Genomic DNA, 24,606 nt, shown 5'->3' with positions numbered 1-24,606 from the left:
AGAAAGAACGGGAACTGAATTAGTTCTTTTCTTTCTTCCCTTCGCTGTTTTCCGGATGCTGTTAAAACGGCAGATCGTTGCTTTCTTCGTCGAAAGCAGAATTGAACGACACGGCAGCGGGCTGGCTTTGCTGAGCCGGACGCGACTGTGGCTGCTGGGCTGAAGCCGGACGGGCAGCAGGGGCCGAGTAAGGGGCACTGCCGTCACCTTCCGCTAATTCGATGCGAAACGCCCGCAATTCGGTGTACCAGCGATCATTGTATTCACGTGATTCGGCGCTGAACGTAGCTTTCAGCGTATCGCCGTCGGCAAACTGTTTGAGGTCATTCACTTTTTCGCCCCAGGCGGTCATACATACTTTTTTAGGGTATTGACTTTCAAGGGTTTCGATAACAAATTCCTGTTTACTCCAGGGACCGTTTTTACCTTGCCCCGATACTTCAGGCAATACTTTAATGAGTTTTCCGACTATTTCGAGTGCCATCTTAGCTGGTCTTTTTCGATAAATTACTAGTATAAAAGTACGAAATTTCCGTCAGTTCTGGGGTGAGTGACCCGAAAAAAAGTAAAAGTTTCGGGCGCGGTTTGGCAAACGAAGCGGAAGCGGCTATATTTGCACCCGCAATCAGCTGATTGGCCACGTGGTGAAACTGGTAGACACGCCATCTTGAGGGGGTGGTGCTTCACGGCATGGGAGTTCGAGTCTCCCCGTGGTCACATAAACGACTGAATATAAAGCACTTACATTAAAAAGTAAGTGCTTATTTTTTTGTATCGAAACAAGTTGCGGGCAGCTCCTGATTCAGGACTTATCCAGGTACACCGTCCCGATGATCGCTTCGTTTTTGGTTAGGCTTTTCAATTCTTTTGCCCGTCCCTCCCCGTATGCTCCCCTCGCCTATTTTGGTCGTATACTTTTCCGTTTAGGTTGATTTTTGCGGCTAACAATAGGAGTAACGCTTCTTAAAATAGCCGCTAAAGGACACATTTTCACCCGAATACAACAAGAGTGGTAAAGAATGTAACGAGAGTGTTAGCAAGGTAGAAATCATAATACGTATTTGCCGCAGCCGCAGGCAATCTTGAAAGTAGGCCACCGATCACTCTCCTCTCATGAAAAAACACTACTCATTTTTAGCGTTTGCACTTCTGCCAATCTTGTTCGCACTGACTTCGCCGTTGAAAGCCGTAGCTCAGAACGGACCCACCTGTACTACCTATGCCAACCGAACGACAGACAACGGCTTGGAAAATAATACCATCCTTGGCCTGTTTGCCTTGTCAGGCCCAGTCAGTACGTCGGTCTACGCAGCCACTAACCGCGGCCTAGGCATCTCGACCGATGGTGGAAACTCGTTTGTTACCCGATTGATACCTGACGGGTTAGGAAGCAATACGGTCAATGACGTGTTCGTCCTGAACAACACGATTTATGCCGCCACCGATGGTGGGTTGAGCATCTCGACAAATGGCGGAACTTCCTTCACGAACGTTTCTACCAGCAGCGGCCTGGGCAACATATCGGTCAAGGCCGTTTATGCCCTGTCTGGACCGAGCAGCACGACCGTTTATGCCGCTACCGCTGGCGGATTGAGTATCTCGACAAACGGTGGAGCCTCTTTTACCAACCGGACCACCAGCAGCGGGCTGGGAAGCAATGCGGTGAATGATGTTTTTGTTCTGTCGGGGCCGAGCAGCACGACGATCTATGCTGCAACAACGGGCGGGCTGGGTACATCGACCAATGGGGGTACCTCCTTTACCAACCGAACCACCAGCAACGGACTGGGTAGCTCCTCGACACGGGGCGTTTACGTAACCGGCGGATCTATATACGTAACGACATCGGCTGGCTTAAGCATATCGACCAATGGAGGTACCTCGTTCTCCAACCGCACTCAGGCGAATAGTGGCCTGGGCAACGTGCCGGGAAATCCGGCCAACAAGGTGTTTGTGCTGGGCAGTACGGTCTACGTAGCGGTGCAGGGCGGGCTGAGTATTTCGACCGATGGCGGCACTACCTTTACGAATTACACGACTAACAATGGTTTGGGGAACAACTACGTGAGCGACGTATACGTGGCCGATGACATCATTTATGCCGCCACGAATGGCGGTGTTTCGTTCTGTGACAATACCATCCCGCTCGTCATGAATCTGATGGTTTCTCCAAATCCGGTTTGTCTGGGAAACTCCTACACCATTACTGCTGATATCAGCAATTTATCCGGTAGCTACAGTTATACGCTCATCACAGAAAGTGGCGCCAATTCGCTGACCGGTGTCAGTAGTAACCCGGCTTTTAGCCAGACTCTGACAGCTGCCACCACCGGCTTCCAGACCTTTACCCTGACAACCAGTGCCAACGGAAAGACATCCTGGAGTTCGGGAAATCAAACGATCAGTGCTTCTCCTGTCGCCGGTTTAATCAACAACGGGCCACTAACTTGTACCCTGACATCAGTCACGCTAACAGCATCGGGGGGCGACTCGTACCGATTCACCGATTCGAATGGAATAGAGATCGGTACGTCGAACGCGACGAACACGCGTGTGGTGAGTAGCGCCGGTGAATATACGGTGCAGGTATTCAATTCATCAGGCTGTAGCAGCACGACCACCACGACGGTAACGAGTAACACCGCTTCGGGGCAGGTATCGCGTCTGTACGTGAAGGCAAGTGCTACGGGAGCCAATACCGGTTTAAGCTGGCAGGATGCCTTCCCGGACCTCCAGTCGGCACTCAACTACGTCTGCGCGGTAAATCTAACGGAGATATGGGTTGCCGGAGGGGTCTATAAGCCAACCAAAACGACGACCCGCACGATCAGTTTCGCCCTGAAAAACGGGGTGGCCATTTATGGAGGTTTTCTGGGAACGGAGACGGCCCTGAACCAACGGCCCTCCATCAGCCTGACCACGCCCAGCAGCAGCACCCTGTCGGGTGATGTGGACGGCAACGGCACCGCGGTTAACAACAGTTATCATGTGATCAATAACCCGCCGGGGTTGACCAGTACCGCCCTGCTGGATGGGTTTGTCATTGCAGGAGGGAATGCCAACGGAACAACCACTAACAACAGTGGCGGAGGTATGTACAACGACGGAACGGGGAGTACCTGCACACCACTCATTCGCAACTGTCTATTTTTAACCAATGCGGCATCCAGTCAGGGAGGAGCGGTGTATAACAACAATGCCGTACCTCAATTTATCAACTGTTATTTTCTTACCAACACGGCTACCGCGCGCGGAGGTGGCATTTATAACATCAGCAACAGCAGCCCAGTATTTACGAACTGTGTGTTTCAAAGCAATACCGGCGGATCGACGGGAGGAGGTGCGGTTTACAACGATGCCAGCGGCACTGGACCTGTCGACCCCGTATTTATCAACTGTCTGTTTACCAGCAATTCAGCGACCGACGGAGGAGCCGTTTATAACAACGCCAGCAGCAATTTCGTCAATCCCCGGTTTGTGAACTGCTCCTTTCAAAGCAACTCGGCCAGTAGTCAGGGAGGAGTTGTATACAACAATGCGGCTGCCAATTTTGCGGTCAATCCACTATTGACAAACTGCTCCTTCCAAAGTAACTCGGCCAGTAGCCAGGGCAGCGTTATTTACAGCATTAAGGTCAATACCGGAAATGTCGTCGTTACGCTGGCTAACTGCGTGTTTTTTGGCAATGGTGGGATAAAAACACTTTTAAATTCCGGAGGAACGACTGTGTCAGCCAGCTATAGTTTGTTTGAGACCGGCACAACGGGTTATACCAATGGAGGCAATAACCTGGTCGTCAGCGTCAGCCCCTTTGCCAGCACAACCGGAACTCAACTGGGTGTCGGCTCACCAGCCATCGATGCGGGTGACGACATCGCCTATCAGAATGCTTCCGGCCCGGACACCGATCTGGCCGGAAATATCCGAACCCAAAATGGGACGATCGACATGGGGGCGTACGAAAGTCCCCAACCGACTGATTTGACACCCATTATCTACGCCCGACCAACGACTGTTCGTGGAACCCAGGCCGTTTTTGTCGTTGTCGATTTGTTCGAAGTCAATTCGGTAGCAACCTCAGGACCGATTACTGTACGGTTGACTAAGGATCCTAAAGTGACGCTCTCTCTGGACGGAACACTTACGACCGTCGGCGGAAAACCCGTGCAGAACAATGTCTGGACCCTCAGTGGGCCGGCAGGAGGCTACTACACGCTGACCACCAATCAGGTGATTATGGCTGGCGAGATGCTTTCGTTTGGCTTGATTGGTACGCTGCAACCCGGTGCGACAAACGGCACATTGACGGCGACGGCCTCGCTTGTTGCAGGCAGCGGAGGAGAAACCTACGCGCTTAACAACACGGATGCCGACAAGATCGAGTATTTCCAGCAATAAAGGGGCTGCGATCTGAACCAGGCGACTTGCTTGCTTTTGAATACATTTAACCTGAAACCTGAATGGGAAAAGCGGTGCCGGAGTTAACCCGGCATCGCTTTCCTGCTTTATAGGAGAGGCCAATTAAGCGGTTAATCTGGCGAAGTGGCCATCTGCCGGCTTCGATAAGCCCCGGTTTAAAAAGCAGGAGCTCGTTTTCGTTCATGATTCTTACCTCCCCCAACCAACTTAAAGAACTTGTTATTCAATCGGCACAGGTATGCTGTCACCGCCACCAAGCGTACCTCGCCCAGCCTACCGATGTGCGTGTACAAAACCTTACCATCGCCGATATAACCCACTGGCCAGACCCGTTTTTGGCTTAGATCGCTCCTCCCATTGCCCGTCTGCTGGACATCATATCCTGTTTGTCAGTCAATTAATGCATACCCATTTAGGCTGAAAAATAGCTACGTCTGACTTGAATACTGGGATAAGTTATACCGTTTAGTCAATTTAATTATTCTAATAACTTTTTAACATTCTTTAACATACAGCTTGGCAATAATCGCTAACCCTGTGATTTTCATCATTTATCGGTTACGGGTACTCAATAGCTGATCAAAAAATAATTGACTGTGTATAAATACTTATCCAAGGCTTACTATAAGAGCTTACTATGTAAATATAATCTTTCTAAGATAAAACAATATTCTTATTATATAACTCATTATTCAAATTAGTTAACAACATCGTTAACGGCTAAACCTCTCAACAATGAAGAGCAAATCTAATGGCGTAATGCTCGTTACGGTTCTGTCGCTACTGCTTATTCTTTCTTGTAGCCGAGAGAGTACACTGTCTGTTCAACCTACGATGCCGTCGAGAACGACGGATCTGTTTCCCAGCCTGCAAAAAAAGCCCGATGCTGCGAGCTTTAACCATGACGAATATGGTCAATTGGTCTACCGACATTTGACTTACTATTCGGGCACCATAGACCCCCTGTCATTCGTACCTAACTTGCCCAAAGCCAAGAAGGATGCCTTCAACGCACAGTTTGACGCCCGACTCAAGGAGGTAAAACAAAAGGGCCTGAGTCACGACCAAATTATCGATCAACTAACTCAGGAAGGCACGTTTACGGGAAAGGAGGGCGAGCAGATCAAAAGGCATAATGCCGATCTGAAAGCGTTTTTAGCCAGCCAGCCCGATAAAAAGACGACCTGGGACTGGTTTGTCGCCAAAGAACAGGAGATCATCAACGATAAAACACTGTCTGAACCGGAGAAAAGCACCCTGTTGATTCAGCGGTCGATGATCAAGTACGTAGCCATGACGCAGTTCGATAAGCTGCCGCAGGCGGCCGTTTCGGATAAGTCAGGACGACTGGCCGCTACCCTGGACAATTGCGACTTCTGGGATAGAACCGCCTGTATCCTGGGCTATTTAAGTGGCGTAACGGGCATTGGATCGGCCTATGGGGGCTCATTGGGAATAGCCGCCCGCTCGGTCGAAGCAGCCACCAAGGCAACGGCTGTCGGGGCCGTTATCGGTGTTGTGCTGCGAGCTTTTGCCGCCTACCAGGGCTGTAATTGCACAGAGTCCCAATTAAACAGTTGCAGCCCACCCATCACGGCAACCTTCCCCTTCGAATGCTATATTCCTGGCACCCCCCTTCGTATTACCGCTTTAGGAGCGGGTGGGCCAACGTCGCAATATGACTTCGATGTGTTTTACAATAACGACGAGAACAATAAGCTTTATCATAATGCTGCCGGTAGCAACTACATCGATGTGCCAGGCGATAAAATCGTCAATACCGGTACTACCACGGTGGGGTTACGCATCAGCAGTTATTGCAACCAACAGCTTCAGTACTCGCCCGTTATCGGCTGGATCGACCTGAGTACGCTGGGCAAACCGTATTTTGCGATCTACGGAACGGATAACATGACCGTGGCCGACGTCAACAACGCTCCCTACTATAATTACCAAATCAACGGGGCCGTCGATGCTTTGGCACAAGCGGGTAATACCGTTAGTATCCAATGGGAGCTTATTCCATCGGGCTATCCGAATTATTCTGCAACAGGTCAGTTTACGGGCGGTTCAACGGGTAGTCTGTGTCAAATCCGCTGGGATAATCACGCCGGATATGCCACCCTTAAATGCACGGCGACGACCCACTGCAGCGCCAACGGTCAGGATACATCCATCGTACAATATTTCAATGTGCATATCAATTAGTCATTCATATTGACGATACGAGTGCCTACCCCCTTTTCTACAGGCAATCACCTGGTCTGTCAAAACCGGGTGATTGCCTGTAACCATGATTCGGATACAAGCTGAATAAGCGGAGAGTCGAAAGACGCCATAAATACGTGTTCCCTGATCGAGAGAAGTCCACGACGAAGCTGAAGATCCCCGACACCATGGCTAAGGGCTACTGTCACTTAGTGGTAACGCCGGTGAGCAAATGGGTCATTGCTGAAAATAATCCACCTTATCGGCATCGGTGTTGTTGTCATAGGCCGCTTCGGTAAAACCTATCGGCAGCACCGTCGAACTGACCGTGAGCACGCCCGTCGTGGCACCAGGTGTCAGTGTGCCGGCCAGCCCAAAACTCAGAACATCACCAGCCGCTACCGGCTGACTGGTGGTGAGCGTGTAGTAGCCCCCCGCCGGCCCACTCATCGTCCAGGCGTAATTTTGTACCGGTTTGCCGCCTACGGTTGTTGCCCGGGGATTCAGACTTAAACTGACGTTGGGATCTTTGCTGACCTTGACACTGAAAGCACCGCTGGTGGCTACCGAATTGAGCTCATACACATCCACCACCACCGTGAAGGGCTTGGTGCCCTGCACGCTCGATGGACGGGCGAACAGGCTCGGCGATAAGTCTGACAGGGCGGTAGCCGTCACCACATACAGGTTTTGGTTGCTCAGCACATTGCTAACCGTATGCAGGCTGACATTGACGGCACTGGCTTCGGTCACGGTCAGGGGTTCATTGGCAGCACTGGTATAAGCCAATTGCAGGGTAGACTCGAAGTAGCCGTTCAGCTCGGCCGGCAGGTAGCTGATGGCGGCCGTGCCGGAAAAGGGGGTCGATACCCCGAACTGATAGAGCCGGTTGATACTGGGATTGCCCGTCAAGGGCGTGGAGGTTCGCAGGATGCTGTTGTTGACCAGGGCCAAACTGGTCGAAGGCGTCAGGGCCAGTCCATCGAAACTCACCGGGGTAGCCTCCAGAATGGTCATCCCGTTGCTACCGAACGAGTGCTGGGCGCTGCTTTGTAAGCCCAGCAACATACATAAACTTGCCAGATAATATCGCATCGATCTATTTTAGAGTTTAGCGGTTAAACAGTTTTCTTCGGGCAACAGGCGCTTACTTAATGGCTTCTACATTGGCGCGCAGCGAGGAGGTTTCTTCGCCGAGCCTAACGGTTTCGGTTCGCAGGCGACCATTCTCGGCCTTGAGTCGATTTACGTCGTCGATCAAAGCCTGAATAGCAACCAGACTGACCCCATCTAAAATCAGCCTGGTTGATGGTTTTACCCTCTCCGACGGTTCCCAGCGCATCGTGCCCTAAGGCCGCAAAGAAGTCCTGAGCCATGGGTCCGTAGTGCCGGTGTTGACGGTATCCATGGTGGTTGAATAGGTGATTGAACTACCTAAGCCTATGAATTCCCGCACGACAAAGCCTTCGTCGTTCCTTACTGCCAAAGTGGTCGTATACCAGGAGGTAAGTTGGGGCTGTTTTAGGATATACAGAGGTAAGTTTTGAGCGAACGGTCGAAAGTGAACACCCCACCGGTTTCGACAAATTGGTTTCCCTTGCGAAAGTCTATTGGAATCAAGCTCAGTGGACGGGAGCAACACTCATCAGTTCAAGTTTCACACCACATCCCATTTCTGCTGCCAAGAGTACGAGCTGACCAGAATGCGACAAAATATACCTGTTTGCCTTGCTATGGAGATCGGAGCCTACCTGCATGCCTGTATGCTAAAGCCGTTACAGCGCCGTAACGGCAGATCGTTCAATGGCACTCACTGAAGCGTGCACTCCAGAATCCGATGACCGGCAATAGGAACGGGAATTACTCTGACCAGTTTAGCCTGGTGGGTAGCCAGGAAGTATTCGATCTGGTACCGACTTGCCTCATCGACGATGTAAAAGTGGGGGAAGCGTGCTTTGGTAAATTCAGAGGCTTTGACTACCCGAGTCTCGTTATACTTTTCCCGCATGGAGACAAACAGGTTATAATCGGTCGATGAATTCTTCAGGTTCCCCGGCGTGAGCACCGTTTTGCGGTGCATCAGATAATAAGCATTCGCCAGGTTGTAGTGCCAGATCGGCAGAAAGTAATCCGCCGATTCAAAAAAGACAGGATAGTGAGCTTCATTGGCCGGAAGATAGTCCAGAATACCGCTGGGAAAATGCACAATTTTTCGGTTCTGATAAAACATAAAAGCCACCAATAGCAGCACATACAGCGGCACCAGACGGACCAGTTTAGCCGAAATCCGGGCTCGCGGGGCCAATTGATAAAAGGCGAAGACCAACTGATACAACAGCAGCAGATGGCTCGGCCATTGATAGCGACTCAGAAAAACCGACAAATAGGTGTACGATACAATTACGGTCCCACCAGCGGTAGCCATCGCCACCCAACCCGTAAACAGGTAAAAGCTGAGTGCATCATTGCTAACAGCGGCCTGGTAGCCTTTTTTTAGTTGGGGAATAGCGATGTACACAAACAGCCCCAGCACCAGCGCCACCCGCAAAATGGGCAGAAAAACCAGTGCAGGTTGCTGCTCAAGCCGGGACGACAACCCAGGGATTATTTCCCCCACCGTTTTGAAAAAAGATAGTACCGTTGGTTCCGGAATCCAGGAATAAGGTTTTCCTGACAAAGACTGAATCTGAAAGTTATGATACCAGAGCACCAGCCATACGCTGTAAATCAGGAAATGCGAGCCTGCCACCCACCAGTAGGTCTGCCGTTTGGACCAGAAATACAGAACGGCAAAAAAACTCAGCGAAGCCGTTACATAAAAGGAACCAAAATTATGGGTCATCACCAGCAGCGCACCCGCCAGGAAATGCATGACCAGCAGACGGGGTTTATTTGGGTTCCTGATGAGCGGATGGGTAGCCATGAAGTAGAGGCAACTCATCAGCAGATACAGGGCGTAGGATCGGATCTGGGTGGAAAGCGTATAATTGAGGTAGGTCAGGCTGATAATGGCACTAAAGAGAATAAAATTGATCAGCGGTGAGCCAATCAGCCGCGTGGTATAGCGGTAAAACAAAGCAATAGTGGTGGCAAACAGCCCAATCGAGATAGCCTTTAAAAAGTATTCATTCAGGCTGATGCCGTGGGCCAGTGTCCAGACAAAGTTGAAATAGAGGGGCGGATTCGAATCAAGGCTGCTGACGATGGCGTCATTCATGTGAGCCCGCGATGGATCGGACAGGAGGATGTAACTAAGTACTTCGTCCATCCAAATCCAGCGTTGCTTAAAAAACAGGGAAGCGATTATACTGCCCGCAATGACCAAGCCGATAAGTACGCTAAATAAAAGGGTTTGGCGCCGAAGGCTTGCTGCAGAGGCATAAGCGTTAGGTATGACTTGGGTCATTTATGCAGAAAAGTTTCACGTTGTTGGACAAAAAAAAGAAAGAGTGAGCCAACGGGCAAGCGCTGGCTCACGAAGTTGAAACTACTAATTTTTCATAGCTTATTTACTAATCAGGCCCAACTTTAGGTGTCCTTTGAAGCTGGTTCACGGGCAGGGAACGGAGACCGGAATTTGTGTCGCCGAGCGTTCCTGAGCGGCCGCCCAGCCAAAAAAAATGGTTTCATGTCCCATACGGGGCCTACCGGTCAGGGCCTCCCGTCTGACCGCTTTCCGGATCAGATTCTGCGCCAAGTGCCAATCCTGTCGGGTAGCGGTCTACCTCGCATAAGTCCCGGCTTTTTATAACCATCATCCTAATCTACTTAGCCATAACCGCGCACTATGACACCCTTTCAGCCTAAATCGAATCTCTTTCTATATATTTTGTTACCTTTTTAAGCATCAAGCGTCTATAAGGTGATTTCCGGAACGTCAATCATGAAACCATCTTCAAAAACGGCTGACCCTGCCCATTTCGCCAGCTTATTTACGCAGTATGTTCAGCAGGTAAATAGCCAATATTCACTGCCTAAGTCGGTGTATGCACAATTAATAAATATCCCTAAAACCCAGCAGCGGCACGAACGTTAATCGGTGCTGGTGGGCAGCAACTCACTGCTGGAAATATTCGATCTTGTCCGCATCGATGTTGTTTTCCAGGTTAGTTTCGTTAGGCTGCAGGACAGTAGCGCTGATGCTCAATGAGCCGGTTGTCGTTCCGGGATTTAACAGCCCATTCAGACCAAACGACAGCAAACCACCGGCACTGATGACCTGATTGGTGGTGAGCGTATAAAAACCACCCGCAGGGCCGCTAAAACTCCAGGCTGAGTTCTGAACAGATTTTCCGCCAACGGAGGTCAGACTGTTATCAAAGTTCAGCGTCACTTTAGGGTCTTTCGTGAGTCGGACGGTGGTGGTGCCACTGGTGGCCACGGCGTTGATCTCATACACATCAACCACTACGCTGATCGCTGTCGTACTACGGACCGTCGAAGGGCGGGCGGTCAGGGCCGGGGTCAGATCGGGCGCGGTCGAGATGGCGTCAAATACCTTACTGAAAGTAATCGGGTAGGTTTGCCCGGCGCTCACTGAAAACGTAATGGTTAGCGAACTAGCCGAGGTCAGGACGTCCAGGCTGGCGAGGTTGCCCGTACCCGATGTCGTCGACACTACGCCCGTTCCACCGGCGATGCTCCAGGATGTAATCGAAGCCGACACTGTATTGATTGAAAACGACCCACTGTTGGTTATCGTCGCCGACCCGCTGATGGCGGGTTTAACCCCGTCGGTCGTTGTATTACCCAGGTTGGTGGCATCCAGCCAGTTGCTCAGGCGTGTTGCGTTCGTAGCTCCGCCCGTCCAGGATGTAAAAAGTCGTCCGTACTGGTCGGGCGAGGTGGTTGCCGTGCAGTACGATCCGCCCCCGTGCAGTTGCCCCACGATCCGCCGGTTGGTATCGAACAGCGGAGAGCCTGATGAGCCGCCTTCGGTTACCCCCTGATTGCCCCAGACAACCTGGATGTGCGTTGATCCTTGATTGACAATATAACTCGCTCCGGGAGTTACGTTTACCAGGCTCGTGTTGTTGGGGCTGAACGATATTTTTTTGATATCGGCACTGGGGTGATGTATTCCAAACGGCGTGTTAGGCACAGCGCTTTCCCAGTTCCAGCCCAGATAAGTTATGTTTTCCGACGGGGGTACCTGCTGGGTCAATTCCATCAGGGTAAAATCGGAGGCTGCATAAGCCGACCGGAAGTTAGCCCCCGTCAGAGTCAGGTAAACGTTATCGGCCGATGTAGGGGTGCAGGTTGGGCTCTCCCAGTGAAACCGAAATTGGGTGCTGGCCGCAGCGGCCAGTTCACCAGCCGACTGGACACCGTCTCCCGAAAAATCGTAGCAGTGAAAAGCCGTCAGCAGATAAGATCGGAAACTTTGTTGAGCCGTATTGACGATAGACCCCGTACAGGCGTAGGTGTAGGGGGTATAATTCGTCAACATCATACACACCCCGTCCGCTTCATTCTGATAAGCGGGATAACAGATGGTATTCAGCTCACACGACTGCGAGGTACCAAAGCCAAAACGGGGTGCAAATCGGTAATACTGAACTAGTTTGGCCACATGAACCCGACTCTGCCCGACTAGCTGATCCGACTCCTGCACTTCGACGAGAACGGAGGAGCCTTCCAGCAGGTCCGACCAGAAACCCGGCCCGTTCTGCCGGGCCGTTATGGGGCCGATCAGCTTAGTCTGGTCTTTGTTATAGATAAACAACCGGGCTCCTTCGGCTAACTGCAACTCATCGAACGTAACCGATAGCCCGAGCGCGTCCGGAATATTGAACTGATAGATCGACACCCGATAGCCAGGCTTATCCGACTTCACACCAGCCAGCAGCAGATCGACATTGGCTGGCACATCAACACCCAATCGGGCAGGTAAGCCTAATTTTGCCCGTTGCTGATCATCAACCAGTAACGGAGCCGTATCTACTCCCTGCAGCGTAGCAGTCGGCACGGTCGCATCAGGACCAAAAGCCCCCAATTGATTGATACTTTTTGGCCCGACGGTTAAATCGTAGGTATAAACCTGCGCTTGTATATTCGTAGCCAACAGCAATAAGACTAAACACGTTAAACTATTCGTAAACGATTTAAGCATACTTATAGGGAGAAGAAAAAGGTAAGAGAACGACCTTAAAAAATAGTCAGAAAGGCTACTTTAAACGCTTTCTAGTTAACACTATACTTAATTAACAAATAACGAATTAAGGTAATACAAAATAGATATACTCAATATTTCATTAGTTGAAAACAGGCTTCAATATAGTTCTAATATTGGAGAACTATAACAAAGTTTTTAATGCTGGTAATCCGAAAAAATCCCGTCCATCTTTCCTCAGTTACCGATCCTTTTACCCCCTCCTATTTACATACATTTACCTATCGGACCGGATATTATCCGGATCGGCGACCCATATTCAGTATACCGTTTACTAACTAAAACCAAACAATTGCCCTCGGCATAACTGTTTGATTTATAGAAGAAAGCTTACAGAAACCTGTCTCTGTCAGAACGCTGTTTCTAAACAGTTCTCCGTCTGAACTGCGCCATAAAGGTCAGCCGCCAGGCCCTTCGGTTACGCACTCAACGTCGATTTTTCGGATTAAAACGATTTAATCATGACACCAGATGCATACAATCATCGATACCATTGAGAGCCCCGACTGGGTAATTCAGGGCTGGCAAGTCAAGTTTATACTTTCAGAAAAACAGCTCCACCAAATTAGAAAATTATCCCGGGTCGAAAACTGGTACGAAGACCCCGTCATTGCCGCTACCGAAATGCATAAGCTTAACATCTGCTTTACCAGCATTCGGAAATTTTACGAAGTTTTTGGCACCTTACCGCAGATCGGGGATCGGCTCTTCAACGAAGACTCCGGAATGGTCGTTCAGGCCCGGTCCATCGACGGGTCGGTCGATACGATTACGTACGTACTCAGTGTTTAGCCTGACACGCCTGTTCATGTCCAAAAAGCATGGCAGACGCGCCGGCGATTGCGGGATACCGAATAAATTCGTGAATCATTCGTTTTATAAAGCAAGCTACTGATAATCAGTCAGGAATTTTTGTCCAGTACGACTATGCTGATGGCTGCCATAGCGCATGGATAGCGCGGCAGACTCCTGCCTGCGCATCATTTGGGTGCTCACTGTAGAGTACAACCCGGAACAGGTGGCAAAAAAAGTAGTCGCCTAAGTATCCAAAAGCCGATTTTTTTTAATAATATGCAACACTTTCCTACCCTGTCCGGTATAGATCAGCAAAAAAAACCATTATCATTCCATCCATCATTCCTCTGATGGGGTCTGTAATAGACCCGTTCACCAAAACCGGACGCTTTCTTTTTTGTCTACAGTACCATTGCATGGAAGTATTTAACTTTTCTGTATATAAGGTGTTGTAGACGTTACAACCTGATAAAACAACCCTTCAGGGGTTATGTGTTATGATTCGTATTATCTTCGATTGCGAGAGAATGAAGTACGTCAATACCGGACTGTACTATTATTGCCTCAATCTGGGAAGAACCCTTCAGCAAAACACGCAACAGGATCAATTGGCGGTGTTTATACCCCGCGACAGCCGATCGGCTTTCGATCCGTCGGTACCCAGCCTCACCCAGCATTCGCTTCAGAAATTTTTCATGCCGTCGGTCAGTCAGTATCAGATCTGGCACAGCACCTACCAAAGTACGCAATACCTGCCCCGCCGGAATGGCCGCACCAAAGTCGTGCTGACGATTCATGACCTGAACTTCCTGCACGAGGATAAGCCCGAATCGAAAAAAGCCCAATGTCTGGAACATGTCCAGCGAAATATCGACCGCAGTGATGCTATTGTCTGTATCTCTGAATTCACGAGAAAAGACGTCCTGAACCATTGCGATACGGCAGGCAAACCCGTTTACATGATTTATAACGGTACTAACGGATTGCATCAGCCGCTGCTAAAAGCTAAATCGTACCGGCCCCGGGTTCCGTTTCTGTTCAATATTGGCACCATTGCCCGGAAAAAGAACCAGCATCGGATTTTACCGCTGCTCCAGAGCAACCCCTCGCTAGAACTGGTTCTGGCCGGTCGGCACGAAGACAAGGATTACGCGCACTTCCTGCGCCAGCACGCGTCGGCGCTGAAGGTAGACGACCGGATGCACCTGGTCGATGAGATTACCGAATCCGAAAAATCCTGGTATTACCACAATTGTCAGGCGGTGGTCATGCCTTCGCTGGCCGAAGGTTTTTGTCTGCCGGTTACCGAAGCGATGTCTATTGGTAAACCGGTTTTTTTATCGACCCACACGGCTTTGCCTGAGATTGGAAAAGATTTTGCGTTCTATTTTCAGGATCTCGACAACATGCAGGAAGACTTTAGAGCCGGTATGCTTCGTTATAAGAAGGCGGGCAGCGAATTGAAAGAAGCGATGAAAGCCTACAGTGCTACATTCTGCTGGGAAGACTCGGCCCGAAAATACATTGACGTATATCGTTCATTAATGTGACGATTCTAGGTTTTGTACAACTTAACGAGCTGATTTACGTACATTCGTGCTGTATTTATCCACGTTGAATCCAACGAATGAAGATTTATAGACGGCTGATGGCTTACGCCAAGCCTTATGGAAAATTTATAGTACCGTTTTTTATCTTTACTATTATCGGGGTGTTTTTCAACGTGTTTCAGTTTGCGTTGATCATCCCCCTGCTTAATTTTCTGTTCGACCCAATCAGTACGGCTGCGTCGGCCAAATACGCAGCGATGCCCGCCTTCCGGTTGTCGCCTGAATACTTCAAAGACGCTTTTTACCACCTGATCTTCCATTTCAAAACCACTAACCCAGTTTATGCGCTCTATTTTCTGGCGGGCATGATCGTGGTTGCGGTAATCATGACTAACCTGTTCCGGTTTCTGGCGCAGCAGTGCCTGCTCGGTGCTCGAACCTTGTTGGTCAAGCGACTCCGGGAGGCTTTGTTCGATAAAATTAACCGGCTGCACCTGGGCTATTTTACGAAGGAACACAAAGGAGATTTGCTGTCCCGACTCAACGGCGACGTATACGCCATCGAAGGTGTAGCGGGCAGCTCCATCGAGGTGCTGTTCAAAGAGCCTTACATGCTTATTGGTTATTTCGTCGCGCTGTTTGCTATTTCCGTCAAGCTAACGCTCTTTACGCTGATCATTATTCCCATTTCGGCCATCGGCATTGCTGCGGTGACCAAAAAACTCAAGAAAGAAGCGCAGGATGTTCAGGCGTCGATGGGGCGTATGCTGACGCTAATGGACGAAACCTTGCTGGGCATGCGCATTATCCGCTCCTTCAACGCTACACAGTTCGTGGTCGGGCAGTTTAGCCGGGAGAATGACTTCTACCGGAAGGCTAGTCTGGAAGGATTCAAACGACGGGAGCTGGCTCCGGCTTTTTCTGAAGCGTCCGGAGTATTTGTGGTGGCCTGTATTCTGGTCTTTGGCGGCAGTCTGGTACTGAATAGCCAGAGCGATCTGCAGGCTAGCTCGTTCATTGCCTTTATTGCCATTTTCTCGCAGGTGATTCGCCCAGCCAAGGCGATGGTAGTTGCTTTTACCACCATTCAGCAGGGGCAGGCTGCCGGCGAACGGATTATCGAGTTGCTGGACAAACCCGTCGAGATCGAAGATAAACCCGACGCCAGGGTAATGGAGCCCTTCCGCCGGGACATCGTTTTCGATAACGTGAGTTTCCAGTACTCCGACAAGTCGGTGCTGAAAAATATTAGCTTCCGGATTACCAAAGGCCAGAAAATTGCCTTAGTGGGGCCTTCGGGCGTGGGTAAGTCGACCATCGCCGACCTGATTCCCCGCTTTTATGAAGCCACACGCGGCACCGTACTGATCGATGGCGTCGACGTGCGCGATTATACGATGGAGTCGCTGCGGGCGCAGATGAGCTTTGTGACCCAGGAAATCATTCTGTTCAACGATACTGTCTTCAACAACATCGCGCTCGGAAAACCCGATGCCCGGATGGAAGACGTAATCGAAGCGGCTAAAATTGCCAACGCCCACAACTTTATCATGGAAACCGAGGACGGCTACAATACCATCATCGGCGACCGGGGCATTCGCCTGAGCGGTGGGCAGCGGCAACGGCTCAGCATTGCCCGGGCGGTCTTCAAAAAGCCATCCATTCTCATCCTCGACGAAGCGACGTCGGCGCTGGACATCGAATCAGAAAAATCGGTGCAGGAAGCGCTGGACAATCTGATGGAAGGCCGAACTACGCTGGTCATTGCGCACCGCCTGAGCACGATCAAGGAAGCAGACGAGATCCTGATCATGGAAGGTGGGAAAATTATCGAGCGCGGCAACCACTACGAACTGATCAACACCGAAGACAGCGTCTACAAACGGCTGAACATGATGCACGAAATGCTTCAGTAAGCAGCATTTCGTGCCCGACAAACGTTGCGCTGGTAGCCTAGCCTTTCATAATGAAGTCGACCGCCTTGTCGACCTTGGCAATTACCTGCTCCCAGGTATAATTCTGTTCTACATACGCTTTGGCCTTTTGCGCCATTTCGCTGACGTCCTGGGTTAAAATCTGCCCCATAGCCCGCTCAAAATCAGGGTATTCTTTAAAGGAATAACCCGCCTGACTGGCCTCGATATGATCGGCCAGCACTTCGCAGTTCGCGTTGGCGATAACCGGGATCCCGTACGAAAAGCTTTCCAGCGTTACCATGGACAAGCTTTCGTAGAGCGAAGGCATGATCAGGACTTTAGCGCCTTTCAGCAGCGTCACTTTGACATCCTCCTCAACGAAGCCCATCGACACGATATCGGCATGCTCCGGAATCGGCATAAACGCCTGCCCAACCAGCACCAGCTTCAACGGGGAAGGATGCTGTTTTTTGTAGCGGATAAAATAATCGAACATGATCTTGCAGCCTTTCGCCGTATCGATCCGGCCGATGTAGATGACGTACGGGTCGTTGTTGCCGAGTATGTCGGTAGGGGTTTGCGCCGTAGTGGGTTCTTCGGGTTCTATGCCTACGCCCACAATTTCGGAATAAACGGCTTCATTGTGAAAAGTTCGGTTTACGAAGTTCTTTTCACTCAACGAGTTGTATAAGATCGCTCGGGGTACCGAAAACAGGTCTCTGAAAACCGGCAGATAAATCGGCGGTTCGTCGTGCGCCGTCGGAATCAGGATCGACTTCTGCGGGACAATCTTCAGGCCTTCAATCGTGGGGTAATAGAGGTAGGTAAAAAAGATCAGTGCGTCGTATTGCTCGTGGTTTTGCTCCAGGTATGTCAGTAACTCAGCCACGTAAGGCCCCTGACTTTTTGCCCACAACTGCTTGTAAAATTCAATTGTCTGCCCGCGCAGATTACGCCCCCAATTTTCGATAAAGGTCAGCCATTTACTTTGCTTGGGAAGCGTCCGTCGGAGTTTATGCGTGGCTTTGGACATGTTTTTATCGTCCCGCTCATGCACGGTCGGAAACCGCCGAACGGTAACTCCATTGATCTCGATAACGCCCGCCGGATAATGATTCGCCCATTTCTGGTACTCGATAGCGCAACTGGTGAGCACGTCGACCTCATAAACGGATTTCAATCGTTCTGCCAGCACCCGACAATGGTACTCGGCTCCCCCATTCACTTCCAATCCATACCGCTGAACAATAAACGCTATTTTTTTCATGTACTCAGTAAACAGTCAAATAAAGCAATTTGGTTAAATAACGACCGATCAGTTGAAGGTAGCATAGAACTCATTCTGCCTTTTCTGCCGTTCGATATCTTTGAAATGCAACAGACACATCCCTTCGTCGGTGTCCGGCAGGTAGTGGCAGTTCTGAAAACCAACCAGCTCTTCGTGCACTTTATACTGCCATTTCACGGTCTGATTGAGCGGAAAAATCCGGTACTGGTAATCCGGAAAATTGATCCGGTCGCCGGCGTCGATTTTCCAGTTCCACCGGGTAACGAACTCGGGCGTAATGCCCTTTACCAGGTTTATCCGGGGCACGGCAAAGCAGTCGGGTTCCGGAAACTGGCGTAACACATCTTTTAGCGTGCGAACCAGTTTTACCTGCGGAAGCTCGTCGGCGTCGATCTGAAACAGATATTGTCCCGTCGCCATGTCGAGCAGCGTATTCTTGAACGTTGCAAAATCGTTGTTCAGTTTTTCCCGCCGAATCGTCAGTCGATCCTCGTATTTATCCAGCACCCGGGCCACCCACGCATCGGGCCGAGTGGTATCCTGCAGAATCAGAATCTCATCCCGGCGCTCTTTGTGCATCAGCAGAAAGAGGATCAGCCGCTCCAGTTCCGTCGCTTCATCGCATACCGTGATCCCGTACGACAGCTTTATTTTCTTGGGAAACAATCGTTTAAACATACCTTAAAAGAGCGTGATAAGCTGGTTTTCGTAGGAGGTGGCATCCTGAATCCGAATGTGGTATCCGTGCCACGTAAAGGTAGGTGGCCCCATCGTCAGCAGTCGGGACAGCAGATTTTTCGGCTTCGTCAGTCGCTCATAGATCGCTTCATGAATATGCGCTACGTAGTCGAGCTGTATCGTACGGGCGTCGGCCGAGACCAGGACTCCATTTGCCTTCGGATCATTGAGCGGTTTTAGCTTTTGGTTCAGCGCAATAGCCGTACGCGGTTGCTCCTCACGCACATAAAGTTGGGGATCCAGATCCGTATAGATCACTGAAAACCAGGGCTCTACCGCTCGTAGCACAGCCATATCCGCATGCGTCAGCACCAGCCCGATGTCGTACTTTTTTTTCACCGGCGACGAAATCGGAAACCCCCATTTCCGGATAAAATTACGATTCGACTGGGCTTCGATCTGCCGGGTCCGGTGAATATACTCTTCGGAAAACCGGGATGTCTTGCTCACAAAATGATAACAGATGGCGTTCAGCGAAACGACCATCTCCAGTCCTTTCAATTGTAACCGCAGCCGCAGGTCATCATCTTCGCAGAACATCGGGTCAAAAAGCGCATCCATTCCGCCTATATCGAGGAGAATCTTTCTGGACACGCACAAAAATAAGACACCCTTCTCGTTCGGCACAAAGCTTCGGTTCTCCCGGCTGTTTTTTTGCTGCTCGGTTGCGGCAAAGTCGAACAGGGCTTTCCGCTGAAACGTGGTCACATCGGTTCCGAAATCACGAATGATCTTACCGACCCGCTCATCATCCGAAAAAACAGGCGGCTCTATTGTCGTGTACGAAATGACCCGCTCTTCCGACTGGACAGCAGCCAGGCTTTCAATAAATCCGGGGGCCAGTACCATGTCGTTGTGGGCAAAGATCACATAATCCGACGTGGCCAGCTCGGTGCATTTATTATACGTATCAGACAGGGTTCGCTCCTGGTCATCGTAATAATACCGCACCTGGTCATCCCGCAGCGAATCCAGCCACGAGTGAGTTTCATCGGTACTGTGATGGCTGACAAACACGATTTCCAGCCGTGGATACAGTAGTCGGGTCTGCTCGTAAAAATGCCGTGTATAAATCAGATTGTTCTTTAAGCCGACTAACAGGGAAAAGGTCATGCCGCGGTAGAAGCTATACGTCCGGTAAACATAACGCTTAAAAGGGTTTCAGCCTGTTGCCAATCGCTGCTTTTGTGGAGTTCGGGTTCGGAGAGTGCCGTTGCAGACACATTTTTTCTGGCAAACAACAGCCGTCTCAAACGCTCTATTCAGCTAAACCGAATTACATTTAGTTAATAAAAATCCAATTAATGGCCTTTATATAACTATTTTATTCGATAAATTGCCGAATAATAAATATCTTTAAGCAAGAAATCCTAGCCAAGCCAGCTGTCGTTTATATGAGACTTTCTCTACTTAATTTTCTTATGAATAAGAAATCATTCCTGCCTGGCCCTTGGACACTTATTTTTATGATAGCCGGCTCTATACTGTTTACGATCCTTAAATGGATCGGTAGCTTATTATTTGCCTGAAGGATGGCATAAACAAGGATCAGCGTTACGGGCAAGCAGCCCGCCAGACAGCCATTCCCGTTTTAGGTTTACGTACATTACTATAGGAGGTGCGCATCGCACCTCTTCTTTATGCGTATCATTCAATGCTGGCAGCCACCATCTTCGCTACGGCTTCGTTCAGGTGACTTGTGGTCGACTGACGTTTACCATCCTGACGTCGTCAGACTGATAAAAACGTCCAATTAAGCTACTGACGATTACTGACTCGACACAAAAACAAGCCTAATTCCCGTTAATTAGCAAAGGGGCGAACAACACAATGGATTTTCCGTTAGTTTAACCCTGCAAATTGTCAATCGGTCCTCAATGCGCTTTGTTACCCGTTTTTCGAGTTTTCTACCTGTTCTATTAATATTCTGTTTTTTCCATCTTTATTCGTACAGCCGCGTCTTCTCGCAACCGGTCAGTCCTACCGACTCACTAGGAGTACAACGAATTCTCAATCTGGTCGAAGCGTTTCAGGAGGGGCCGGCCGCTCGCTACGGCACGGTCGCGCTATCAGTCCGGCGCGTGCGTGATAGCCAGGAAATCATTGGTTATAAGGCTCGTCAGAGTCTACCTTCGGCTTCTACGCTCAAACTAATTACGACCGCTACGGCACTGGTGGTACTTAGTCCGAATTATACCTACACAACTACGCTGGAGTACGACGGGGTCGTTAAAGACAGCACCCTAACCGGTAATCTTTACATTCGCGGTACCGGCGATCCGTCGCTGGGTAGCTGGCGGTTTCCGGCTTATTACGATCTGCAGGCGCTGCTGAAAAGCTGGTCCGAAGCCGTCCAGACGGCGGGTATTCGCCGGATTCAGGGCACGGTCGTGGGCGACGCCAGCCTCTACACCGATCTGACCACGCCCGACACCTGGCCGTTCGGCGATCTGGGCAATTACTACGGGGCCAGCCTGAGCGCGCTCAACCTCAACGAAAACCTATACCGCGTTTTCTTCCGGCCGGGCAAGGCAATCGGCTCACCCGCCCATGTGCTGCGTACCGATCCGCTATTTTCCTATCTGACCTTCCGGAATACAGTAACTACCGATGCAGCCAACACCGGCGATCAGGTAACTATTTACGGGGCACCGTTTCAGAACCAGCAGTGGCTAACGGGAAAAGTACCGATGGGCGAACCAGCCAATGAGTTCAGCGTAAAAGGAGCCATACCAGATCCGGCTTATTTTGCCGCCTATGCCTTACAGAACCAGCTTATCCAGCAGAACATACCTGTCAGTAACGAACCTGTTTCGGTAGGTAGTGGATTACCCTCGGCTCTGCCATCGGCCGGAAAACGAACCGTGCTGAATCAGCATAAATCGCCTATTCTGGCCGAACTTGTCCAGCAAACCAATTTTCAAAGCCTCAACCTGTACGCCGAAGCCCTGTTACGCACCACCGCGCTGGCTCTTGACAAAAACGTCCGCTCGACCGAGACCAGCCTGGAGGTGCTTACTAAATTCTGGAAAAACAAAGGGGTTCGTCTCGATGGCTTTCGGATTCGGGACGGCAGTGGTCTGTCGGCCGTTGGGGCACTCACTGCCGACAACATGACCGGTATTCTGAGCGCTATGGGTCGCGAACAAACCTTTCCGGCTTTTTACGAAAGCATTCCCATAGTAGGCCAGACGGGCACCGTACGGAGCCTGGCCCGCGGCACTGCCGCATCGGGAAATGTTCGGGCCAAAAGCGGGTCAATCGAAGGGGTTCGTGCGTATGCGGGTTATTTTACCACCAGCGATGGCGAGCGCATGAGCTTTTGCGTGCTGGTCAATAAATTCACCCACGGTCAGAATCGGGTAGTCACCCACGAGCTGGAGAAGCTTTTCGTAGGCCTGGTTGGCCTGAAGGGTAAGTAAATTCGTTGATAAAGATGAGCTGGCTCATCGAACGACGCTGTATACGGTTTCCCACATACAGCGTTGCCTATTCGTCCCGGTGTTCGCATACAGTCACTACGTTGAACCAGTACTGGCCTATGGCTTTGGTCACCTCGCTCAGTCGCTGAAAGGTGGGCGGCTTGGTAATGAAGCTGTTGGCACCGTTGAAGTACGACGTTTCGATATCGTCTTTCGCGTCGGAGGTGGTCAGCACCACGATTGGAATGTGGCGGAACTGCTCATTGGCTTTTATTTCGCGCAGTGCTTCCCGACCGTCTTTACGTGGCATGTTCAAGTCCAGCAGAATTAGTTCTGGCAGCGGATGTACGGCTCCGGTATAGCGCCCTTTGTACTTCAGGAAATCCAGCAGATCTTCACCGTCTTCCGCAAACGAAATGCGGCTGGTTGGGTAATGCTGATGAAACGCTTCCTTCGTCAGATAACGATCGTCTTCGTCATCGTCAACCAACAGGATATGTATAGGCTTCTGCGGAAGTGGGTCGGTCATAATGTTGTACGGATTGACTTTCTGGCAAAACGACCACGAACGTCGTGCCTTGATTGGGTTGACTACGAGCTGTAATGTAGCCGTGGTGATACATAACAACGCGTTTACAAATGGCTAGTCCTATACCCGTTCCCTCAAAGGTACTTTTGCCATGCAATCGCTGAAAAACTTTAAAAATGTGATCCAGGTATTTTTCTTCGAAACCAATTCCATTATCCTCGACCGAAATTTCGACATAACGCTGCTCCGGAATAAGTCCGTCATACGCATCGCCCTCAACGAACCGCGCCTGGATGCGCAGCAGTGGCCGCACCGTTGGCCGAATGAATTTGAGTGCGTTTGAAATCAGATTATTGAACAGATGGTCCATCTGACTCGAAACGGCCTGAATCGTCGGCAAGCTGCCAATCTCGACCTGGACGTCGAGACCCTTGATTCGCAACTCCTGATCGTCGAGAATCCGCTGAACGATTTCGGTCAGTGGCACGGGTCTAAACTTCTCATGATGGCTGGAAATGCGCGAAAAATTCAGCAGATCCTTGATGAGTTTCGACATCCGCTCGGCTGAGTTCGAAATCTTACCCATAAACAGCATGCTGTCGGCATCGAAGAGATTGCCGTAGCGGTCGGTAATCAAGTTGGCGAACGACTGAATTTTACGCAGGGGCTCCTGCAAATCGTGACTGGCAACAAACGCAAACCGCTCCAATTCTTCGTTAGAAGCCTCCAGTTGCCGAATCTGCGACTTTAGCTTAGCCTCATAGTCGCGGAGCTGATCTTCGTTCTGCTGCCTACGAGTCAGCTCCTTCTCCAGCAATCGGTACGAAATAACCAGTACCAGAAACGTTAATAGCGACAGCGCGAAAATGATCAGGAAGGTATTCCGAAACGAACGGGAAGCCTGTTTATCCCGCGAATCCATCAGTGCCTGCTCCGATTCGGTCATCATGGCAACGTGGGTCCGGATCAGGTCCATCAGCCGCTTGCTTTCTCTATTGACGGAGAGGTTCTTTTTATCGGCAAGACTGATCTTAAGCCGGGCGTCCGTAAAAGCCAGCTTATCCTGAATCATCTTTTCGAGCAAAATCAGGTTCCGGCGTTGTGCGGCATTGTCTTTGGTTAGTTCCCGCAACCGATTCATCCGAGCCGGTAGTTCTTCAATCGCCGTTCGATACGGTTTCAGGTAGACCGTGTCGTTTGTGATCACATACCCTCTGGAGCCGGTCTCTACGTCCTTGATCAGCGATAGCACGTTCTGGAGCGCCCCGATGCCCTCATACGTCTTCCGCACTCGATTGGTGTCTTCTCCGTATTTGCTGTAACTATAAAACGATATGGTAAATCCGGACGCAATCAGTACCATAGCCGTAATGAACCCCAGCGTAATACGCCGGTTCATGAGTCGGGGGGCAGATTGATTCAAAAATTCCATAACGCCGGGTGTTCTGTCAGCTACTTCACAGGCTGTATTTTCTGAGGGGCCAAAAGCCACTCATCGACCGAACGAGTATCTGGTGTATTCTCCGGATTTACCTAGTCACGTACATCCAGCAAAGATAGAAAAAGAAT

At 50.4% G+C, this 24,606-nt stretch carries 17 protein-coding genes and 1 tRNA gene; 8 read left to right on the top strand and 10 right to left on the bottom strand.

Annotated elements, in window-relative coordinates; translation table 11 throughout:
- Positions 1-61: 61 nt before the first annotated feature.
- Complete coding sequence (locus ACYVC2_RS05265; RefSeq protein ID WP_461101248.1) at positions 62-484, bottom strand: DUF3127 domain-containing protein; 423 nt, start codon at positions 482-484, stop codon at positions 62-64.
- Positions 485-635: 151 nt separating this feature from the next.
- On the opposite strand from ACYVC2_RS05265, the gene ACYVC2_RS05260 reads away from it, so the two are divergent.
- From ACYVC2_RS05260 to ACYVC2_RS05250, 3 genes are all read left to right on the top strand, one after another.
- Positions 636-717, top strand: a tRNA-Leu gene (locus ACYVC2_RS05260).
- Between the two features lie 396 nt (positions 718-1,113).
- Positions 1,114-4,398: a beta strand repeat-containing protein gene (locus ACYVC2_RS05255; RefSeq protein ID WP_461101247.1), complete on the top strand. Its 3,285-nt coding sequence runs from the start codon at positions 1,114-1,116 to the stop codon at positions 4,396-4,398.
- Between the two features lie 756 nt (positions 4,399-5,154).
- The gene (locus ACYVC2_RS05250; RefSeq protein WP_461101246.1) at positions 5,155-6,627 is read left to right on the top strand and encodes a hypothetical protein; all 1,473 of its coding nucleotides are present in this window, start codon (positions 5,155-5,157) and stop codon (positions 6,625-6,627) included.
- 237 nt (positions 6,628-6,864) lie between these two features.
- Here ACYVC2_RS05250 and ACYVC2_RS05245 read toward each other — a convergent pair whose 3' ends face one another.
- The 3 genes from ACYVC2_RS05245 to ACYVC2_RS05235 form a co-directional block, all read right to left on the bottom strand.
- The gene (locus tag ACYVC2_RS05245) at positions 6,865-7,722 is read right to left on the bottom strand and encodes a hypothetical protein (RefSeq protein ID WP_461101245.1); all 858 of its coding nucleotides are present in this window, start codon (positions 7,720-7,722) and stop codon (positions 6,865-6,867) included.
- Between the two features lie 52 nt (positions 7,723-7,774).
- On the bottom strand, positions 7,775-7,969 hold the full coding sequence (locus ACYVC2_RS05240; protein ID WP_461101244.1) for a hypothetical protein: 195 nt from the start codon (positions 7,967-7,969) through the stop codon (positions 7,775-7,777).
- A gap of 468 nt (positions 7,970-8,437) precedes the next feature.
- A complete protein-coding gene (locus ACYVC2_RS05235; RefSeq protein WP_461101243.1) occupies positions 8,438-9,895 on the bottom strand; it encodes a hypothetical protein in 1,458 nt (485 codons plus the stop codon).
- 615 nt (positions 9,896-10,510) lie between these two features.
- Here ACYVC2_RS05235 and ACYVC2_RS05230 point away from each other — a divergent pair.
- Entirely contained in the window at positions 10,511-10,663 is a 153-nt protein-coding gene (locus tag ACYVC2_RS05230) for a hypothetical protein (protein ID WP_461101242.1), read from the top strand.
- Positions 10,664-10,684: 21 nt separating this feature from the next.
- Here the strand turns inward: ACYVC2_RS05230 and ACYVC2_RS05225 are convergent, their stop codons facing one another.
- Positions 10,685-12,691, bottom strand: coding sequence for a hypothetical protein (locus ACYVC2_RS05225; protein WP_461101241.1), 2,007 nt, complete (start codon positions 12,689-12,691; stop codon positions 10,685-10,687).
- A gap of 579 nt (positions 12,692-13,270) precedes the next feature.
- Here ACYVC2_RS05225 and ACYVC2_RS05220 point away from each other — a divergent pair.
- The 3 genes from ACYVC2_RS05220 to ACYVC2_RS05210 all read left to right on the top strand — a co-directional run bounded on the left by ACYVC2_RS05220 (position 13,271) and on the right by ACYVC2_RS05210 (position 17,060).
- Entirely contained in the window at positions 13,271-13,591 is a 321-nt protein-coding gene (locus ACYVC2_RS05220) for a hypothetical protein (RefSeq protein WP_461101240.1), read from the top strand.
- 530 nt (positions 13,592-14,121) lie between these two features.
- A complete protein-coding gene (locus tag ACYVC2_RS05215) occupies positions 14,122-15,144 on the top strand; it encodes a glycosyltransferase family 4 protein (RefSeq protein WP_461101239.1) in 1,023 nt (340 codons plus the stop codon).
- Between the two features lie 77 nt (positions 15,145-15,221).
- Entirely contained in the window at positions 15,222-17,060 is a 1,839-nt protein-coding gene (locus ACYVC2_RS05210; RefSeq protein ID WP_461101238.1) for an ABC transporter ATP-binding protein, read from the top strand.
- Between the two features lie 37 nt (positions 17,061-17,097).
- Here the strand turns inward: ACYVC2_RS05210 and ACYVC2_RS05205 are convergent, their stop codons facing one another.
- From ACYVC2_RS05205 to ACYVC2_RS05195, 3 genes are read right to left on the bottom strand one after another with little or no spacing between them, the layout of a single operon-like run.
- Positions 17,098-18,327 (bottom strand): glycosyltransferase family 4 protein, encoded by a 1,230-nt coding sequence (locus ACYVC2_RS05205; protein WP_461101237.1) that lies wholly within the window; start codon positions 18,325-18,327, stop codon positions 17,098-17,100.
- Positions 18,328-18,375: 48 nt separating this feature from the next.
- Positions 18,376-19,026 carry a glycosyltransferase family 2 protein gene (locus ACYVC2_RS05200; protein WP_461101236.1) on the bottom strand — a complete coding sequence of 217 codons (651 nt, stop codon included), beginning with the start codon at positions 19,024-19,026 and terminating at the stop codon, positions 18,376-18,378.
- 3 nt (positions 19,027-19,029) lie between these two features.
- Positions 19,030-20,199 carry a glycosyltransferase family 2 protein gene (locus ACYVC2_RS05195; RefSeq protein ID WP_461101235.1) on the bottom strand — a complete coding sequence of 390 codons (1,170 nt, stop codon included), beginning with the start codon at positions 20,197-20,199 and terminating at the stop codon, positions 19,030-19,032.
- Between the two features lie 764 nt (positions 20,200-20,963).
- On the opposite strand from ACYVC2_RS05195, the gene dacB reads away from it, so the two are divergent.
- Complete coding sequence (dacB, locus tag ACYVC2_RS05190; RefSeq protein WP_461101234.1) at positions 20,964-22,508, top strand: D-alanyl-D-alanine carboxypeptidase/D-alanyl-D-alanine endopeptidase; 1,545 nt, start codon at positions 20,964-20,966, stop codon at positions 22,506-22,508.
- 67 nt (positions 22,509-22,575) lie between these two features.
- Here the strand turns inward: dacB and ACYVC2_RS05185 are convergent, their stop codons facing one another.
- Together ACYVC2_RS05185 and ACYVC2_RS05180 are read right to left on the bottom strand one after the other, a co-directional pair.
- Positions 22,576-23,037, bottom strand: coding sequence for a response regulator (locus tag ACYVC2_RS05185; RefSeq protein WP_461101233.1), 462 nt, complete (start codon positions 23,035-23,037; stop codon positions 22,576-22,578).
- On the bottom strand, positions 22,991-24,469 hold the full coding sequence (locus tag ACYVC2_RS05180; protein ID WP_461101232.1) for a sensor histidine kinase: 1,479 nt from the start codon (positions 24,467-24,469) through the stop codon (positions 22,991-22,993). The genes ACYVC2_RS05185 and ACYVC2_RS05180 overlap by 47 nt, the downstream gene beginning before the upstream one ends.
- Positions 24,470-24,606: the final 137 nt, after the last annotated feature.

It is taken from the genome of Spirosoma koreense (assembly GCF_054777875.1).
The sequence above is the reverse complement of the archived record's forward strand: the minus strand, read 5'-3'. Positions and strand labels throughout refer to the sequence as shown.

What these genes read in the sequence shown, in the direction of transcription:
- ACYVC2_RS05265 (WP_461101248.1), bottom strand. Translation starts at nt 484, where the DNA reads ATGGCACTCGAAATAGTCGGAAAACTCATTAAAGTATTGCCTGAAGTA.
- ACYVC2_RS05255 (WP_461101247.1), top strand. Translation starts at nt 1,114, where the DNA reads ATGAAAAAACACTACTCATTTTTAGCGTTTGCACTTCTGCCAATCTTG.
- ACYVC2_RS05250 (WP_461101246.1), top strand. Translation starts at nt 5,155, where the DNA reads ATGAAGAGCAAATCTAATGGCGTAATGCTCGTTACGGTTCTGTCGCTA.
- ACYVC2_RS05245 (WP_461101245.1), bottom strand. Translation starts at nt 7,722, where the DNA reads ATGCGATATTATCTGGCAAGTTTATGTATGTTGCTGGGCTTACAAAGC.
- ACYVC2_RS05240 (WP_461101244.1), bottom strand. Translation starts at nt 7,969, where the DNA reads ATGCGCTGGGAACCGTCGGAGAGGGTAAAACCATCAACCAGGCTGATT.
- ACYVC2_RS05235 (WP_461101243.1), bottom strand. Translation starts at nt 9,895, where the DNA reads ATGGACGAAGTACTTAGTTACATCCTCCTGTCCGATCCATCGCGGGCT.
- ACYVC2_RS05230 (WP_461101242.1), top strand. Translation starts at nt 10,511, where the DNA reads ATGAAACCATCTTCAAAAACGGCTGACCCTGCCCATTTCGCCAGCTTA.
- ACYVC2_RS05220 (WP_461101240.1), top strand. Translation starts at nt 13,271, where the DNA reads ATGCATACAATCATCGATACCATTGAGAGCCCCGACTGGGTAATTCAG.
- ACYVC2_RS05215 (WP_461101239.1), top strand. Translation starts at nt 14,122, where the DNA reads ATGAAGTACGTCAATACCGGACTGTACTATTATTGCCTCAATCTGGGA.
- ACYVC2_RS05210 (WP_461101238.1), top strand. Translation starts at nt 15,222, where the DNA reads ATGAAGATTTATAGACGGCTGATGGCTTACGCCAAGCCTTATGGAAAA.
- ACYVC2_RS05205 (WP_461101237.1), bottom strand. Translation starts at nt 18,327, where the DNA reads ATGAAAAAAATAGCGTTTATTGTTCAGCGGTATGGATTGGAAGTGAAT.
- ACYVC2_RS05200 (WP_461101236.1), bottom strand. Translation starts at nt 19,026, where the DNA reads ATGTTTAAACGATTGTTTCCCAAGAAAATAAAGCTGTCGTACGGGATC.
- ACYVC2_RS05195 (WP_461101235.1), bottom strand. Translation starts at nt 20,199, where the DNA reads ATGACCTTTTCCCTGTTAGTCGGCTTAAAGAACAATCTGATTTATACA.
- dacB (WP_461101234.1), top strand. Translation starts at nt 20,964, where the DNA reads ATGCGCTTTGTTACCCGTTTTTCGAGTTTTCTACCTGTTCTATTAATA.
- ACYVC2_RS05185 (WP_461101233.1), bottom strand. Translation starts at nt 23,037, where the DNA reads ATGACCGACCCACTTCCGCAGAAGCCTATACATATCCTGTTGGTTGAC.
- ACYVC2_RS05180 (WP_461101232.1), bottom strand. Translation starts at nt 24,469, where the DNA reads ATGGAATTTTTGAATCAATCTGCCCCCCGACTCATGAACCGGCGTATT.